This is a genomic window from Nonomuraea sp. NPDC049607 (assembly GCF_040675375.1).
GTDB lineage: Bacteria > Actinomycetota > Actinomycetes > Streptosporangiales > Streptosporangiaceae > Nonomuraea.
The window spans coordinates 250,006-265,332 of sequence record NZ_JBFAOV010000001.1 but is presented as its reverse complement, the minus strand read 5'-3'; the positions used below and the strand labels follow the sequence as shown (position 1 = coordinate 265,332).

At 69.4% G+C, this 15,327-nt stretch carries 15 protein-coding genes; 6 read left to right on the top strand and 9 right to left on the bottom strand.

What is annotated here, in order from left to right:
• Window positions 1–16: 16 nt before the first annotated feature.
• From AB0J97_RS01310 to hisC, 3 genes are read left to right on the top strand one after another with little or no spacing between them, the layout of a single operon-like run.
• Entirely contained in the window at window positions 17–673 is a 657-nt protein-coding gene (locus tag AB0J97_RS01310) for an NUDIX domain-containing protein (protein ID WP_357692835.1), read from the top strand.
• A complete protein-coding gene (locus AB0J97_RS01305) occupies window positions 670–1,185 on the top strand; it encodes a GNAT family N-acetyltransferase (RefSeq protein WP_364083042.1) in 516 nt (171 codons plus the stop codon). The genes AB0J97_RS01310 and AB0J97_RS01305 overlap by 4 nt, the downstream gene beginning before the upstream one ends.
• Window positions 1,186–1,211: 26 nt before the next feature.
• Window positions 1,212–2,270: a histidinol-phosphate transaminase gene (gene hisC, locus AB0J97_RS01300; protein ID WP_364083039.1), complete on the top strand. Its 1,059-nt coding sequence runs from the start codon at window positions 1,212–1,214 to the stop codon at window positions 2,268–2,270.
• On the opposite strand, the gene AB0J97_RS01295 is transcribed toward hisC, so the two are convergent.
• Window positions 2,267–3,205 carry an EamA family transporter gene (locus AB0J97_RS01295; RefSeq protein ID WP_357692829.1) on the bottom strand — a complete coding sequence of 313 codons (939 nt, stop codon included), beginning with the start codon at window positions 3,203–3,205 and terminating at the stop codon, window positions 2,267–2,269. The two genes, hisC and AB0J97_RS01295, sit on opposite strands and share 4 nt — an antisense overlap.
• Window positions 3,206–3,365: 160 nt before the next feature.
• Between AB0J97_RS01295 and AB0J97_RS01290 the strand changes: the two genes are divergently transcribed.
• The gene (locus AB0J97_RS01290; protein ID WP_364083036.1) at window positions 3,366–3,824 is read left to right on the top strand and encodes a rhodanese-like domain-containing protein; all 459 of its coding nucleotides are present in this window, start codon (window positions 3,366–3,368) and stop codon (window positions 3,822–3,824) included.
• 292 nt (window positions 3,825–4,116) lie between these two features.
• Here AB0J97_RS01290 and AB0J97_RS01285 read toward each other — a convergent pair whose 3' ends face one another.
• From AB0J97_RS01285 to purD, 4 genes are all read right to left on the bottom strand, one after another.
• Window positions 4,117–5,406, bottom strand: a complete 1,290-nt coding sequence (locus AB0J97_RS01285) for a GTP cyclohydrolase IIa (protein ID WP_357692825.1) — start codon at window positions 5,404–5,406, stop codon at window positions 4,117–4,119.
• Window positions 5,407–5,607: 201 nt separating this feature from the next.
• A complete protein-coding gene (gene murA, locus AB0J97_RS01280; RefSeq protein ID WP_364083033.1) occupies window positions 5,608–6,873 on the bottom strand; it encodes a UDP-N-acetylglucosamine 1-carboxyvinyltransferase in 1,266 nt (421 codons plus the stop codon).
• A 77-nt stretch (window positions 6,874–6,950) separates the two neighbouring features.
• Window positions 6,951–7,787 (bottom strand): phosphoribosylaminoimidazolesuccinocarboxamide synthase, encoded by an 837-nt coding sequence (locus AB0J97_RS01275; RefSeq protein WP_364083030.1) that lies wholly within the window; start codon window positions 7,785–7,787, stop codon window positions 6,951–6,953.
• A complete protein-coding gene (gene purD, locus AB0J97_RS01270) occupies window positions 7,784–9,001 on the bottom strand; it encodes a phosphoribosylamine--glycine ligase (RefSeq protein ID WP_364083027.1) in 1,218 nt (405 codons plus the stop codon). Before purD ends, AB0J97_RS01275 begins: the two co-directional genes overlap by 4 nt.
• 473 nt (window positions 9,002–9,474) lie before the next feature.
• Here purD and corA point away from each other — a divergent pair, with 473 nt between their 5' ends.
• Window positions 9,475–10,491, top strand: a complete 1,017-nt coding sequence (gene corA / locus AB0J97_RS01265; protein WP_357692817.1) for a magnesium/cobalt transporter CorA — start codon at window positions 9,475–9,477, stop codon at window positions 10,489–10,491.
• A 66-nt stretch (window positions 10,492–10,557) separates the two neighbouring features.
• Here corA and AB0J97_RS01260 read toward each other — a convergent pair whose 3' ends face one another.
• Window positions 10,558–11,466: a glycerophosphodiester phosphodiesterase family protein gene (locus tag AB0J97_RS01260; protein ID WP_364083023.1), complete on the bottom strand. Its 909-nt coding sequence runs from the start codon at window positions 11,464–11,466 to the stop codon at window positions 10,558–10,560.
• A gap of 268 nt (window positions 11,467–11,734) precedes the next feature.
• On the opposite strand from AB0J97_RS01260, the gene AB0J97_RS01255 reads away from it, so the two are divergent.
• Window positions 11,735–12,271: a GNAT family N-acetyltransferase gene (locus tag AB0J97_RS01255; protein ID WP_364083020.1), complete on the top strand. Its 537-nt coding sequence runs from the start codon at window positions 11,735–11,737 to the stop codon at window positions 12,269–12,271.
• On the opposite strand, the gene AB0J97_RS01250 is transcribed toward AB0J97_RS01255, so the two are convergent.
• The 3 genes from AB0J97_RS01250 to AB0J97_RS01240 are packed head-to-tail and all read right to left on the bottom strand — an operon-like array spanning window position 12,264 to window position 15,171.
• On the bottom strand, window positions 12,264–12,899 hold the full coding sequence (locus AB0J97_RS01250) for a restriction endonuclease subunit S (protein ID WP_357692811.1): 636 nt from the start codon (window positions 12,897–12,899) through the stop codon (window positions 12,264–12,266). The two genes, AB0J97_RS01255 and AB0J97_RS01250, sit on opposite strands and share 8 nt — an antisense overlap.
• A complete protein-coding gene (locus AB0J97_RS01245; RefSeq protein WP_364083016.1) occupies window positions 12,893–14,533 on the bottom strand; it encodes an N-6 DNA methylase in 1,641 nt (546 codons plus the stop codon). Before AB0J97_RS01245 ends, AB0J97_RS01250 begins: the two co-directional genes overlap by 7 nt.
• Window positions 14,530–15,171 (bottom strand): hypothetical protein, encoded by a 642-nt coding sequence (locus tag AB0J97_RS01240; RefSeq protein ID WP_364083013.1) that lies wholly within the window; start codon window positions 15,169–15,171, stop codon window positions 14,530–14,532. The genes AB0J97_RS01245 and AB0J97_RS01240 overlap by 4 nt, the downstream gene beginning before the upstream one ends.
• Window positions 15,172–15,327 lie beyond the last annotated feature (156 nt).

Below are 15,327 nucleotides of genomic sequence, written 5' to 3'. Positions count from 1 at the left end.
GTGTAACGTGCCGTCCATGGTCCCGAGCATCCCGGTCAGCGTCGACCTGGTCGTGCTCACCGTACGCAACCATGCTCTCAGCGCTCTGGTGTGGCGGCGCGACAACCCGCCGTTCCTGCGCCGATGGTCGCTGCCCGGCGGCTTCATCCAGCTCGACGAGGACCTGCCGGCCGCCGCCCACCGCGTCCTCGCCGAGCGCGCCGGCCTCCCGGGCGCCCCGGTGCACCTGGAGCAGCTCCAGACGTACGGATACCCCGACCGCGACCCGCGTCAGCGCGTCCTGAGCGTCGCCTACCTGGGCCTGGCCCCCGACCTGCCGGCCTCGGAGAAGGCGCACATGAGCTGGCAGCCGGTCGAGGCGCTGAACGTCATGGCCTTCGACCACCGCCGCATCATGCTCGACGGGGTCGAGCGGGCCCGGGCCAAGCTGGAGTACACGTCCCTGGGCGCGGCCTTCTGCCCGCCGGAGTTCACCGTCGCGGACCTGCGCCGGGTGTACGAGATCGTCTGGGGCCGCCCCCTCGATCCCCGTAACTTCCACCGGAAGGTCACCAAGGCCGAGGGCTTCCTGGTGGAGACGGGCGCCACCACCACCAGAGACGGCGGCCGCCCCGCCAAGCTCTACCGCCGCGGCCCGGCCGAACTCCTCCACCCCCCTATGCTGCAGGAATGACCTCCCACCCGGATCGCGCCGCGGACGTCATCGAGACCCCTCGCCTGGCCCTCGTGCCCCTGCGGGTGGAGCATGCCGCGGAGATGGCGGCCGTGCTCGCCGACCAGCGCCTGCACGAGTTCATCGGCGGCGTCCCCGCCACTGAGCAGGAGTTGCGCGCCCGCTACGAACGCCTGGTCGCGGGCCCGTCCGGCTGGCACAACTGGGTGCTGCGCCTGCGCGCCGACGGCCGCCTGACCGGCTACGTGCAGGCGACCGTCGACGAAGGGACGGCCGAGATCGCCTGGGTGATCGGGGTGCCGTGGCAGGGCCGAGGCCTGGCCGCCGAGGCCGCCCGCGCCCTGGTCGCCTGGTGCGACGCCCAGGGCATCGGCACGGTCGTCGCCCACGTCCACCCCGACCACGCAGCCTCCGCCGCCGTCGCCGCCCGCGCCGGTCTGCACGCCACCGACCTCGTCCACGACGGCGAGACCCGCTGGGAACGCCGCCACCCGCTCCCGTCCCGGTGCTGATGAAGCGCCTGGCCTAAGGTAGTTGTATGCCTCGTTTCCGCCACATCCTGGACACCATGCCCCCCTACAAGCCGGGCAAGGCCGTGGTCTCCGCCGACGGCCGGTCGTACAAGCTGTCCTCGAACGAATCCCCCTACGACCCGCTGCCTTCCGTGGTGGAGGCAGTCGCCGAGGGCGCCCGTCAGATCAACCGCTATCCCGACCCCGGCGCGGTCAAGCTGACCGAGGCCATCGCCGAGCGGTACGACGTGCCGTTCGAGCACATCGCGCTCGGCGCGGGCTCGGTCACCGTCGCCCAGCAGTTGTTCGAGTCGGTCGGCGAGCCCGGCGTCGAGGTCGTCTACGCGTGGCGGTCGTTCGAGGCGTACCCGCTGCTGGCGGACCTGTCCGGGGTGACGTCCGTCCAGGTGCCGCTCGCGGGCGAGGACCACGACCTGGACGCCATGGCGGAGGCGATCAACGACCGTACCCGCATGGTCTTCGTGTGCAACCCCAACAACCCCACCGGCACCGCGATCCGCCGCGACGCGCTGCTGTCCTTCCTCGACCGCGTGCCGGAGAACGTGCTCGTGGTGCTGGACGAGGCCTACCGCGAGTACGTCCGCGACGAGGACGTCCCCGACGGCCTGACGCTCTACCGCGACCGCCCGAACGTCTGCGTCCTGCGCACGTTCTCCAAGGCGTACGGGCTGGCGGGCCTGCGGGTCGGCTACCTGATCGGGCCCGAGCCGGTGGCGGCGGCCGTCCGCAAGACGATCATCCCGTTCGCCGTCAACCACCTCGCGCAGATCGCCGCCGTCGCCTCCCTCAAGGCCGAGGACGAGCTGCTGGAGCGGGTCGAGCGGGTGGTCAAGGAGCGCAGCCGCGTCCGCGAGTCGCTGATCGAGCAGGGCTGGACGGTGCCGCCGACCGAGGCGAACTTCGTCTGGCTGCGGCTCGGCGAGCGCACCCTCGACTTCGCCGCCGCCTGCGCGGTGGAGGGCGTGGCCGTGCGGCCGTTCGCGGGGGAGGGGGCCCGGGTCTCCATCGGCGACCCCGAGGCCAACGACGCCTTCCTCGCCGCGGCCAAGGAGTTCCGCGGTTAGGCGCTGACCTCTTGGGCGAGGGCCGCGGCCCTGGTCCTGGCGCGTCGCTCGGTGGAGACCACCAGGGCGACGCCGACCAGGATCACCGCGCCCCCGGCGATGATCTGCGGGGTGACGTGCTCGTTCACGATCAGCACGCCGAGGAGCACGGCGACGACCGGGTTGACGTACGCGTATGTGGACACCAGCGAGATCGGCGCGTTCCCCAGCAGCCAGGTGTAGGCGGTGAAGCCGACCAGCGACCCGACCAGCACCAGGTAGGCCAGCGCCATCCAGGAGCGTCCGGAGATCGCCGTCAGGTCGAGCCGTTCGCCGAGCGCGGTGCCGGTCACGGCCAGGCCGGCCCCGCCGACCAGCATCTCGATCGTGCTGGCCGCGAAGGGGTTGGCGGGCATGGGGATGCGCGCCGACAGGAACGAGCCGATCGACCACGAGAACGAGGCGACCAGGATCACCACGATCCCGGTGGTGTCGACCGACTGGCCGCCGGTCACCGACAGCGCGGCGACGCCGCCGAACCCGACGAGCACGCCCGCCAGCGTCAGCACGGCCGGCCGGTCCCTGACCATGATCCGGAACACGACCAGCCAGAGCGGCACGGAGGCCACGAGCAGCGCGGCCAGGCCGCTGGAGATGTGCTGCTCGGCCACGGCGACCATGCCGTTGCCGCTCGTCAGCAGGAGCAGGCCGACGAGCCCCGCCCCGCAGAACTGCCGCCACGACACCCGGAACGGCTCAAGGCCCTTCCTGATCATCAGGAAGCCGCCCAGCAGCAGCGCGGCCGTCACGAACCGCAGCGCGCCGCTCAGCATCGGGGGCATGGTCTCGATGGCGATCCTGATGCCGAGGTAGGTCGAGCCCCACACCACGTACACGATCGCCAGGGCGCTCCAGACCAGGAGGGTAGCCCGGCTGTCAGTGGTGTTCGCACTCATGGGTCATGACCTTACCGGGCCACTCGGACATAACACCGGCGAGTATCAGACTTCGGACCCTGGCGGGATATTAGCGATAGGCGGCTTTCGCGCCACTGTTGAGGAGGGCGGGCCGGCTGAGACGATCGCGACTGTCCAGCAATGAAGGGATATGTCGTAGATGTCAGCCGTCACCTCCACCCCGGCCGCCCCCAACGCCGCCGCCCTTGCCCACTTCGCCGCCCGCCTGTCCTTCGAGACCGACGTCTCGGACGTGGCCGCCGACCTGGCCGCCGGCACGCCGGGCGTGGTGGTCGTCGACTCCCGCAGCCGGGAGAGCTGGCACCAGGGACACGTCCAGGGGGCGGTGCACCTGCCCACGGCGGAGATCGCCATGGGGGCCGCCGCGCTGATCCCCGAGGACGTCACCGTCGTCACCTACTGCTGGGGCCCCGGCTGCAACGGCGCCACACGGGCCGCCCTGGAGTTCGCCAGGCTCGGGTACGCGGTCAAGGAGATGCTCGGCGGCTTCGAGTACTGGGCCAGAGAGGGTTTTCCGGTCGAGACCGCGTCCGGCGTCACGCGGCGGCCGATCGACGCGCTGACGGCGCCGGTGTCCGGGATCGCGTGCGCCTGCTGAAAGCGCCCCCAGTCCAGCCGAAACGACCGGCTATATCCAGACATGTCGGTCGGCTGATCAGCCCCGTCAGGTGGCCCACAGCCCCTTGCAGACGTATTCCGTGTGAAGGGGAGGGGAAAGTTTGGCGCCCCCGTCCGAATCCCGTCGATCGGGGGCGTTGTGAACATACCCGGATCTACTCGGGTCAACCAATAAGTCCCCAAGAGTCAACAGGATTGTCTGTACCTTTGACTCCCGAGGTCAAGAATTCGGCACCCGTCGCCCCGGAAAGGGGGCGACGGGCCCCGTACGGTCACCGCGGTCCGAGCTTCTCCACGATGAGCCGGTAGAGCTGACGCGGACGCCCCGGCTGCGGGGTGCGGTTCGGCGGTAGCGGCCACGCGAGTCCCTCGTCAACCAGCGTGCGCAGCAACCGCCGAGCCGTGCGTGGCGTCACCCCGAGCATCTTGCCCGCGCCCTCGGCGTCGACCACCGTGTCGCCGCCTTCGAGCTTGGCCGCCAGCCTGGCCAGTACCTCCACGCCCTTCGGTTTGAGCGCGTTCGACCCAGTGGGTGGCATCCGAGGGGCCGGGATGAGGGCCCGGCCCTCGCGGTCCACCGCGAAGCCCTGGGCCTGCTTGCCCGCCTGGGTGCGGGCCAGCGCGGCCCGCGCGTGCGACTCCGCGTCGTGTGTCGTACGCCCCATCCCGACGCCCACCTCGACCGCCAGCCCCAGTTCGTCCCGGATCCTGGCCGCGAAGGGCAACACCCTGAACCCGTCGGTGGCCGCGGCGATCGAGCCCCTGGTCGCGGTGACCAGGTAACTGTGATCGTCGATCGGCCAGACGGTCGCGTTGATCCGGTTCGCCTCCTGGACCAGCAACCGGTGCAGCGACAGCCGCAGCTCGTCGCGCCAGTAGCGTGGCGCCGCGCGCCGCACGGGCTCGCGCAGCGTCGGCACCTCCACCAGCACCACGGTGAGCTGTGACTCCTCCAGCCGGTGATGCGCCCCGAGCAGCGCCGCGGTGTGCAGCGCCGTCCGGACCGCCGCCGAGGTCGGCCTGATCCTGATGACCGGTACGCCCGCGGCATGCAGGCGTTCGGCCACCGCGGGCAGGCACGTCAGTGCTCCCGAGGTGGCGCCCTGGCGGGCCAGCCGTTCGTGGTAGGCCGCGATCGTGCCCGTGGCGCCGGGCTCGTCGCGGCTGTGCACGTCCGTGGCCGGTATGCCGAGGTCGGTGTACGCCTCCTCGACGTCCGCCCTGCTGACCACGTCCACGCTGACCCGTTGCGGGTCCATCCGGGTGTCCAGCGCCGCCTTGGCCAGCGCCGCCACCAATGCCGCTCCACCAAGTTGCACGTAGGTCGCGGGCATCGTCAGCACGCCTGATCGCCTGGCCAGGTCATAAGGGACCGGGCTGGCGAACAGACATGCGTCGACACCGGGACCGAGCCGCGTCACCTTGTCGGGCGCCTCCTGTTCGTCGCGGTACGCGGCCGCGACCAGGCGACACGGCAGCGGTGCCGCGGCGTGACCCATCAGCATGACTCGCTCGACCAGGTCGTGGGGTCCGACCACGCCGATGGTGAGGTCCGGTGTCATGGCGCCCGGGCGTGACACTCGGGGAGTTTCTTCGGCCCTCTCGACCAATGTTCGTCCCATCCTGCCGTCCGTTGCAGTGCTCTCTTTTGGAACGATCGCTCGCGGGGGCCGTAATGTCACGCCCGACTTTTCCGGAAAGTCGTTCTGGTTGACCGCCCGACAAGAAGTCTCAGCAGCTCAACGCGGTTTTTCTCATCTTTTTTAGCGCTCAGAAATCTCTCGTGTAATGTCCGCGCCGAGCGCGCGCATTCGCGACGCGAGATGTGCGTGGCCGCGATCGATGAGGTATCCCGACTCGATGACGGTCTCTCCTTCGGCCGCCAGACCGGCGAGCACGAGCGCGATACCGGAGCGCAGATCGTGCGCCGTGACTTGCGCGCCGGCGAGCGGCGTGCGGCCGCGTACGACGGCCCGGCTGCCGTCGACCTCGACGTCGGCGCCCATCTTGTTGAGCTCGCCGGCCAGGGCGAAGCGGCCGTCGAAGATGCGCTCGTGGATGTAGCTGGTGCCGTCGGCCAGGGCGGCCACGGTCATCATCGGCGACTGCAGGTCGGTCGCGAACCCCGGGTAGGTGTCGGTGATGATGTTGATGGGCCGCAGCGGGCGGTCGCACCGCACATGCAGCACCGCGCCCTGCCGGGCGAAGTCGACGCCCATCTGCTCCAGCTTGTAGCGGACGACGCCCAGGTCGAGGCCAGTGCCCACGAGGCTCAGCTCGCCGCCGGTGATCGCCGCGGCCATCGCGAACACGCCCGCGTCGAGCCGGTCGGGCATCACGGTGTGCTCGACGGCGTGCAGCTCCTCCACGCCCTCGACGGTGATGAACCCGGTGCCGCCGCCGCTGATGCGCGCGCCCATCTTGGTGAGCATGTCGATGACGTCGAGCACTTCGGGCTCAAGGGCCGCGTTCTCGATCACCGTAGTGCCCTTGGCCAGGGCGGCGGCCATGATCAGGTTCTCGGTGCCGGTGTGGGAGGGGGTGTCGAGGTAGAGCGTCGCGCCGGTCAGGCCGCTGGCCTTGACGTGGATGACGGTCTCGCCCTCGTCGACGACCGCGCCGAGCCGCTTGTAGCCCAGGTAGTGGAAGTCGAGGTTGCGGCTGCCGAGGTTGCAGCCGCCGACGCCCTCGACGATCGCCTCGCCCAGCCGGTGGAGCAGCGCCGGGGTGAACAGCACGGAGCCGCGGAACCGGCGCGCGATCTCGGCGGGCAGCACCGGGCTGCTCAGCCTGGAGGCGTCGATGACCAGCGTGCGCTCGGACTCGTGCAGCTCCACGTACGCGCCGATCGCCTCGGCCAGCTCGATGGCACGCCGGACGTCCTCGATGATCGGCACGTTCCGCAGCACCGTACGGCCCTTGGCGGCCAGCAGAGCCGCGCCGATCATGGGAAGCACGGCGTTCTTCGCGCCCTGGATGAACGCGGTTCCACGCAGTGCGTTGCCACCGCGCACGCGGTAACGGACCATTCGTGCGGCTCCTTGAAATCAACGGTGAGGCTCGATCGGGCCAACAGTAGTCGCTAACACCAGGTGGCCCAGCCGAATCATCCGCTAAAGGAAGCCCCCGTGATGCGCTCATACGCTTCCAGGTATCGCTGCCTCGTGCGCTCGACAACATGGTCGGGAAGTCGAGGCGGGGGGTTTCCGGAGGATTTGTCCCATCCAGATTCGGGCGAGAGCAGCCAATCACGTACATATTGCTTATCGAAAGAAGGTTGCGCCCGGCCCGGCTTCCACTCGTCGGCCGGCCAGAACCGCGACGAGTCCGGCGTCAGCACCTCGTCGCCCAGCGTCAGCACGCCGTCGGCGTCCCAGCCCAGCTCGATCTTGGTGTCGGCCAGGATGATGCCGCGCTCACGGGCGATCTCCGCGCCGCGCGTGTAGACGTCGATGGTGATGCGCCGCAGCTCCTCGGCGGTCTCCGCGCCGACCTCGGCGACCACCTGCTCGAAGGAGATCGGCTCGTCGTGCTCCCCCTGCGGGGCCTTGGACGAGGGGGTGAAGATCGGCTCCGGCAGCCGGGAACCGTCCTCCAGCCCGGCCGGCAGCGGCACCCCGGACACCGTGCCGGTCGCGCGGTACTCCGACAGGCCGCCGCCGGTCAGGTAGCCCCGGGCCACGCACTCCACCTGGACCATGCGCAGCGGCTTGCACACCACGCTGCGCGCCTCCTCGCCCCTGGACACGATGTGGTTGGGCACGACGTCCTTGAGCTGGTCGAACCACCACAGCGACATCTGCGTGAGGATGGCGCCCTTGTCGGGGATGTCCGGCTCCAGCACGTAGTCGAAGGCCGAGATCCGGTCGGAGGCGACCATCAGCAGCAGGCCCTCGTCGGTCTCGTAGAGGTCGCGTACCTTGCCGGAGTGCAGGTGCTTCATCGGGCGATGTCCGTCCTGTGGTGCGAGCCGCGCAGCTCGACGCGATCAACGAGGTCGTAGGCGTTGCGGCGGGCGCTCTCCTGGTCGGGGCCGCTGCCGACGACGGTCAGCACGCGGCCGCCGTTGGAGACGACCTCGCCGCCGGGGCCGCGCGTGGTGCCGGCGTGGATCACGTACGCGTGCTCGGTCTCGGCCAGGCCGGTGATCACGTCGCCCTTCACCGGCGCGTCGGGGTAGTTCTCCGCCGCGATCACCACGGTCACCGCCGAGCCGTCCTTGAACACCGGGTCGAGGCCGAGCTCGCCGGTCGCGCACGCCATCAGCAGCCCGCCGAGCGGCGTCTCCAGCCGGTCGAGCAGCACCTGCGTCTCGGGGTCGCCGAAGCGGGCGTTGAACTCGACCACCTTCGGCCCCTTCGAGGTCAGGGCCAGCCCCACGTAGAGCACCCCCTGGTACGGCAGCCCGCGCCGCCCCAGCTCGGCGATCGTCGGATGCACGACCTCGCGCATGACCTGCTCGGTGAGCCCTTCCGGAGCCCAGGGAAGCGGCGTGTACGCGCCCATGCCGCCGGTGTTGGGCCCCTCGTCGCCGTCGTAGGCCCGCTTGAAGTCCTGGGCGAGCTGGAGCGGCACCGCCGTGCTGCCGTCGCAGAGCGCGAACAGCGACACCTCGGGCCCGTCGAGGAACTCCTCGATCACCACCCGCTCGCAGGCCCGCGCGTGCTCCAGCGCCTGGTCGCGGTCGCGCGTGACGACCACGCCCTTGCCCGCCGCCAGACCGTCGTCCTTGACGACGTAGGGCGCGCCGAACTCGTCGAGCGCCGCGGCGGCCTCGGCCTCGGTCTCGCATGTGCGCGCCCGGGCGGTCGGCACGTCGGCGGCCTTCATGATCTCCTTGGCGAACGCCTTGGAGCCTTCGAGCATGGCCGCTTCGCGGGTCGGCCCGAAGCAGGCGATGCCGGCCTCGCGCACGGCGTCGGCCACGCCCGCGACGAGCGGCGCCTCCGGCCCGACCACGACGAGGTCGGCCCCCAGCCGCGCGGCCAGCCCGGCCACCTGCGCGGGATCGACGGGATCGACGGGATGAACGGTCGCGACGCCTTCGATGCCCGCGTTACCGGGAGCACAGTGGAGCTCGCTGACCTGGGGATCGAGTTTGAGCGAACGGCACAGGGCGTGCTCACGCCCTCCGGAACCAATGACTAGAACGCGCACGTGCCCCATTGTCGCAGGCCCCGCCGCCCCGCCCGGCGCGGGTCTCGGGCACGTCCCGGGGACTTCGCGGGCACCGCTGATGCCGGAACAAGTCCGCATCTTTGTGTGGTTCTACCTGATCCCAGAGCCCTCCGGCGAGTATCGTCGTTTGGGTTCACCCGCCTGTGGTAGGTTAAGGCGGCTTTGCGGCGTCTCTTGTGATTGGAGGTGGTCCGGGATGAATCCTGGTGATCCCAGCAGTACGTGCTCTCCCACGTACGCCCCAGTTACCCCCGACCACTCCAATCCGGCAGCCTGATCGTGCCTCCACGCATTTGTGTCGATTGAGGTGACTTTTCATCGCGCGTGGAGCGTGCCAGGTCGGGCGGAAAGGGACTGCCATGCGCTCGTCCACGCTTTTCCGTCGCATCAACCGTCACCCTGTTCAGCCGCACGTCGCACGTCCGTCGGCCAAGCCGGCGCGTGAGGTCTGCGTGCCCCCTGTCGACTCCATCGTCGAATTCGGCGCCTACATCCAGGGCAAGAAGGTCTGTGCCCCGGGCATCGTCGAGTCCCTCGAACTCGTACGCGAGCACAACAACAAGGCCGACGGCGCGAACGCGTTCGTCTGGGTCGGCCTGCACGAGCCCGAGGCGCCCGAGGTGGAGTGGCTGTCGGAGGTCTTCGGCCTGCACCCCCTGGCCGTCGAGGACGCGGTCAAGGCCCACCAGCGTCCCAAGGTCGAGCGCTACGGCGAGTCGCTGTTCATGGTGCTGAAGACGGTCGCCTACCTCGACCACGACGAGCTGACCGCCAACAGTGAGATCATCGCGACCGGCGAGATCATGGTGTTCCTCGGGGTCGACTTCGTGGTGACCGTGCGCCACGGCGAGCACTGCCCGCTCACCCTGGTCCGCGAGCGCCTTGAGGACAAGCCCAAGCTGATGAACCGCGGCCCGGCCGGCGTGCTGCACGCCATCGCCGACCACGTCGTCGACCAGTACCTCCAGGTGGCCGACCTGATGCAGCTGGAGCTCGAAGAGGTCGAGGCGACCGTCTTCGCCGACGTCAGCTCCCGCGACATCAACCGGATCTACCAGCTCAAGCGGGAGATGCTGGAGATGAAGCGGGCCGTCACCCCGTTGCAGTCGCCGCTGTCGGCGCTGCCGCAGCGCCGCGTCATCCCCTCGGAGATGCGCGAGTACTTCCGCGACGTCGGCGACCACCTGTCACGCGTCTGCGAGCAGGTCGAGGCCTCCAACGAACTGTGCAGCTCGATCCTTCAGGCCGCGCTGGCCCGCTCGAACGCCCTGGCCAACGAGGACATGCGCAAGATCTCTTCGTGGGTCGCCATCCTGGCCGTGCCGACGATGATCGCCGGCATCTACGGCATGAACTTCGACTTCATGCCCGAGACCAAGCAGGTCTGGGGCTATCCGGCGGTGCTGGCCGTCATGATCACCGCCTGCGTGCTGCTGCACCGCGGCTTCCGCCGCAACGGCTGGCTCTGAAGCGGCTTCCGCCGCGACGGTCGACTCCGAGCGGCTTCCGCCGTGACGGCCGGCTCCGAGCCGCGCTCAGACGCTCACGGGCTTGAGCGGCCGAACCCCCTCCGGCAGCTCAAGGCCACGCTCGCGCCACACCTCCCGCATGCGGTCGGGATAGTCGGTCACGATCCCGGCCACGCCGAGGTCGATCATCCGCCCGGCCAGGGCCTGGTCGTTGACCGTCCAGACCGCCACGTCGAGGTCCGCCGCGGCCGCCTGGGCCATCAGCTTCTCGTCGACCATCACGTGCTCGGGCGAGAGCGTGGTGGCGCCGGCCTCGCGGGCGGCGGCGGGGACGTCGTCGCCCAGCCCGCCCTCGTGCCAGTGGAGCGTGTCGAGCTCGATCAGCGCGAACCGCCTGGTCGCCGGGGCGAGCCGGGCCGCGTGCCCGATGACGCGCCAGTCGAAGCTGAGGACGGCGGCGTTGCCCAGCCTGCCGTGCCGGTCGAGCTCCTCGATCACCAGCTCGGTGAACATCTCGGGGTCGGCCGTCAGCTCCGGCCTGGTGGGGTCGGACTTCAGCTCGACGTGCAGCCGTACGTGCTCGGCCTCGTAGGCGTTGACCAGCCCGAGCACCGCGCCGAGCGTGGGCATCCTGGTCTCCGGCATGGCGACCTGGGTGAGCGCGAACGGGTCGTCGAGGTGGCGCGGCAGGCGTACGCCCACGTCGAGCGTACGCAGCTGGGCGAGGCTGAGCGCGTTGATCGGCTTGCCCACGTACGGGAAGAGCGGATCGCCCTGCCGCAGCGGCCGGCGGTCGGCACTGGTGACGGCCGACACGGTGAGGTCGTGCGTGAGCACGAGGCGGCGATCGGCGGTGAGGGCGACGTCGAGCTCAAGCGCATGGACGCCGAGCTCCATCGTGCGGCTCAGCCCTGGCAGGGTGTTCTCCGGCCACAGGCCCCGCGCTCCCCGGTGACCATGAATCTCAACGCGCACACCGGGGACACTACCCGGCGCGAGCCCCGCTGAGGCAGTGCCACGCCGTGTCCTTTTTATCCTGCTACGCCCTGGTCGAAGGCTGAAGGCCGCCAAGCGGACCCTCCGGCCGCTTATTACACGATAAATGCAACTACCTTGCAATAAGCTGGAACCCATGACGGAGGTTCTCAAACACGCCCATTCCGCAACAGTCCGGGCATGGGTGGACGGCTGGGCGATCTCCCGCAGCGCACCGCGGCCCGTCCCCGAACCATGGGGCCTCAGAGTGGACGTCGGCCTCCCCGGCCACGTGGCGCGGCACATCGTCGCCACCCCGACCCCGGAGATCCTGGCCCACCTGACCGGCACGCTCACCGTCCCCGGCACCTGGCTCAAGCTCTGCGCCCCGGCCGAGTCGGTCACTCCCTCGCTGCCCCCGGAGTGGTCCGTGCAGGAGCAGGAGTACATGATGACCACCGCTTCCCTGCCCCGCATCACCCCGAAGGCCCCCGCGGGCTACACCCTGGCCATCACCACCAGGGCCGGGGTGACCGTGGCCCGGCTGGTCACGGCGGCGGGCGAGGTGGCGGCGCGCGGCCAGTTCGCCGTCGCGGGCCGCGCCGCCGTGGTCGACCAGGTGGAGACGGCCGCCGAGCACCGGCGCCGCGGCCTCGGCACGGTCGTCATGAACGCGGTCGCCGCCGCCGCCGTGTCCCGTGGCGCCCGCACCGGCGTCCTGGTCGCCACCGCCGCGGGCCAGGCCCTTTACGAAACCCTCGGCTGGACCCTGCACACCCCGATGACCGCCGCCGTCCTCACCTGAGAGGACTTTCCTCTTCGGCCGCGATCGTGACCGTTCCGGAGAACAACAGCGGAATCGTCGCGTCCCGAAGAGCTGCGGTGGTCCTGGCGATCCGTTCGTGGGCCGCCACCTTCTCGTTCAGGACGTGGAGGGTGCGGCCGATCGACCTCTGGACCTCGAAGGGGGCGAGCGCGACAGGCAGGGTGCCGAGGACGCCGGTGCTGACATTGGGAATGGGGCTGCGTACCGCGTTGCGCTCCAACCAGTCCAGAACAGCCGGATGGCTCAGGTAGGAGTCGAGGTAGCGCGCGTCCACGTCGCCACTGGGACGGATCCTGATGATGCCGGTGCCGAACACCCAGCCCTCATGCTCCGAGGTCGCCGACGCGTGTCGGCCGATCGCGCCGGTTCGCACACAGGCAATGTCTCCGGGCTTGAGCTGGTAGCGGGCCAGCCTTCCGCTTTCCTCGTCGCTCACGTGATCGAAGGTTCCAGTGATGCGGCCGCCGACGAGATTCTTGGGTTTGATCACGGTAGTGCGCCCGTCAGGGCTCTCCTGCAGCGCGGCACCGGCCGTGAGTTCGCAGATCTCGGCGAGATTGGTCTCGGTCCAGCCGGCGGGCAACTCACCGATCAACGCGCTCACCATGTGAGTCTCTTCAACGCCTGGTCGGCTTCGGCGTCCGCCTTCGCCGCTGCCACATGCAACTGGTCCAGTTCTCGGAGCAGTGTCTCGACGTCCTGCCCTCCGTGCTCCGAACGGCTTGGAAGCTTTGGTCTGACGTACCTGCTGGGATTGAGGTTGTAGTTCTGTCGCCCCAGCTCCTCGATGGTCTCTGCCGAAGAGGGCGGCACCTCGCGCCGCGGCGCCCTCTCCGCGCGCCAGTCGGCGAGGACGCCGGCGATCGCTTCGTGATCCTCGTTCGACAGCTCACGTTGGTAGCGGCGGGAGAGCCGCCCCATCGCCGTCGCGTCCACGAACAGAACCTCCTGTCGCGGCCTTTCCTCCCGGCCCAGCACCCAGACGGTGGCGCCGATGCCCGTTGTGGGGAAGAGGCGTGGAGGCAGGGCTATGAGTGCTTCCACCATGCCGTCGTTCACGAGAGCCTTGCGAATCGCGCGCTCGCGCGGGTTCTCGGAGAAGGCGGTGCCGGGCACCATGAGAACCGCGGCTCTCCCGCCGGGCGACAGGCGTTCCAGCACATACTGCAACCAGGCGAAATTCGCGTTTCCGCGTGGAGGGGGGCCATAGCGCCATGGCCGCCGGTACGCCGGATCGTCTTCGCACCAGTTTCTGACGTTGAAGGGAGGGTTCGTGATGATGTGGGAAAAGCGCTCATGAGGAGGCCGCGGGTCGCACAGCGCCTCCAGGGTCTGGATGCCGAGTCGGGCGTCGACGCCGTGCAGTTCCATGTTCATCCGGGCCAGGGGCAGGCTGTCCCGCTGGAGCGTGTCGCCACGGACCGTCAACTGTTGTTCGGGATCCGTCTCCTGCGCGCGCTCGACGGCCGCGAGAAGCAGCTCTCCGGATCCACAGCTCGGGTCATAGACCTGTGCCGGCGCCTCGGCTGCGGTGACGTCGACCAAGACACGCGCCACAGAGCGTGGTGTGTGAAATTCGCCGCCACGCTTGCCTTCCCATAGTGCGAAGCGATCCATGAAGACGCGAAAGGCCTCGGCGGCGCCCATCGTACGGACCGCCCTGTCAACGATGCCGGCGACTTCGGCGAGCATCCTGTGCCCGCGCTTGATGTCGGGCAGCATGCCGTCCATCTCCCATGCCAGCTTTCGCAGGGCGTCGGTGGCCCACGCCGACTCGCGTCCTCTGTCACCAGATGCATCTGTCCAGCCGGCCCCGTCGCGTTCCCGCGCGTAAATCAGGCCAAGTACCAGATTGCGGTAAGAGCCCACGTCATGGACGCCGCGCAAGCGCTCCAGGTCCCTCCACAAGTCGTCCTCGGGGGTCACCAGAGAAGCGGCGGCCGGCAGCGCGGGTGGGGCATCCACGGTGCCACCCGGCTTCGGCGCCGCAAGGTTTCTCCGGAAGCGCTGGCCGAAGGTGGTTCCCAACTGTTCGTCAGGCAGCAGTCGATTGACCGCGATCGGCCGGTGGTCGAGCCAGGACGCGATCGAGTCGACAGGGAAGTAGTCCTCGCCGCCGATGCGCTCCGGTTGGGGGAACCCCTTGTGACGGCGTTCCCAGTTGCTCACCGCCGGCCGCTTCACCTGGGCGAGCCGAGCAATGTCGGGCCGCGACACGTAACCGTCGGGTGCGGCCGTCACCGCGCGCCTTCCGGACGGCGGGCCAGCACGCCGGGCAGGCGGTCGATGGTTTGGAGCCATGTGACGAGCTTCGGTTCGACGTGGCCGAGCAGGCGATAGATCTTGGCATGATCGGCAGCCAGATGCCGGTGGTGCACGGGCTCGTGATGCATGATCCGGTTACGCAGGAGCAGCATGGCCTGGAGGTTGTCACGCAGCGGCTCCCTGGCCCCCTTGTAGTGCGGGAAGGCGCGGTGGAGAGCGGGCACCCACAAGTGGCGGTCATACCGACGTCCCAACAGCGACACCCAGAAGCCGAACGACAACTCGGCGACCACGTTGTCCGCGCCGGGGCGACGGTTGTTCCTGCGGTGCAACTCGTTCTCCACCCTGAGCACCTTGTCGGCGTCATGCTCCTGCAACGGAGCCACGTGCCACCAGTCGGCTCGCCCGAACCTCTCGCACAGTTCACGATGCTCGGCGTTTCGCAGGCTGATCTCCAACCAATGCAACGGCTGGTAGAACGCTTCGGACACTTCGACGTTCCACTGGTACAGATTCCAAGCAGGCGAACTGTCTCCGCTGAACGCGGCAAGGTACGGCGTGAAGCGTGGCTCGGAGATCGTTCGCTCGATCCACCCAGGCACGTCAGTACGCATGGCGAAACCCTCCAGAGCACGGCTGACTCATAGCGGCACCTCGGGGTATGCTGTAGCTCGTACGCCCCGGGTCCGCCTCTGCTCCGCATGCCGCCCGGGGCACGGCTTTTTCTGCGATCGCAGTTGTACGAGCTGCCGCCTCAGAGGGCATTCGCT

Coding starts and splice junctions, on each gene's coding strand:
- hisC (WP_364083039.1), top strand. CDS start 1,212: ATGCCTCGTTTCCGCCACATCCTGGACACCATGCCCCCCTACAAGCCG.
- AB0J97_RS01295 (WP_357692829.1), bottom strand. CDS start 3,205: ATGAGTGCGAACACCACTGACAGCCGGGCTACCCTCCTGGTCTGGAGC.
- AB0J97_RS01310 (WP_357692835.1), top strand. CDS start 17: ATGGTCCCGAGCATCCCGGTCAGCGTCGACCTGGTCGTGCTCACCGTA.
- AB0J97_RS01285 (WP_357692825.1), bottom strand. CDS start 5,406: ATGACACCGGACCTCACCATCGGCGTGGTCGGACCCCACGACCTGGTC.
- AB0J97_RS01240 (WP_364083013.1), bottom strand. CDS start 15,171: ATGCGTACTGACGTGCCTGGGTGGATCGAGCGAACGATCTCCGAGCCA.
- AB0J97_RS01290 (WP_364083036.1), top strand. CDS start 3,366: ATGTCAGCCGTCACCTCCACCCCGGCCGCCCCCAACGCCGCCGCCCTT.
- murA (WP_364083033.1), bottom strand. CDS start 6,873: ATGGTCCGTTACCGCGTGCGCGGTGGCAACGCACTGCGTGGAACCGCG.
- AB0J97_RS01305 (WP_364083042.1), top strand. CDS start 670: ATGACCTCCCACCCGGATCGCGCCGCGGACGTCATCGAGACCCCTCGC.
- AB0J97_RS01250 (WP_357692811.1), bottom strand. CDS start 12,899: ATGGTGAGCGCGTTGATCGGTGAGTTGCCCGCCGGCTGGACCGAGACC.
- AB0J97_RS01275 (WP_364083030.1), bottom strand. CDS start 7,787: ATGAAGCACCTGCACTCCGGCAAGGTACGCGACCTCTACGAGACCGAC.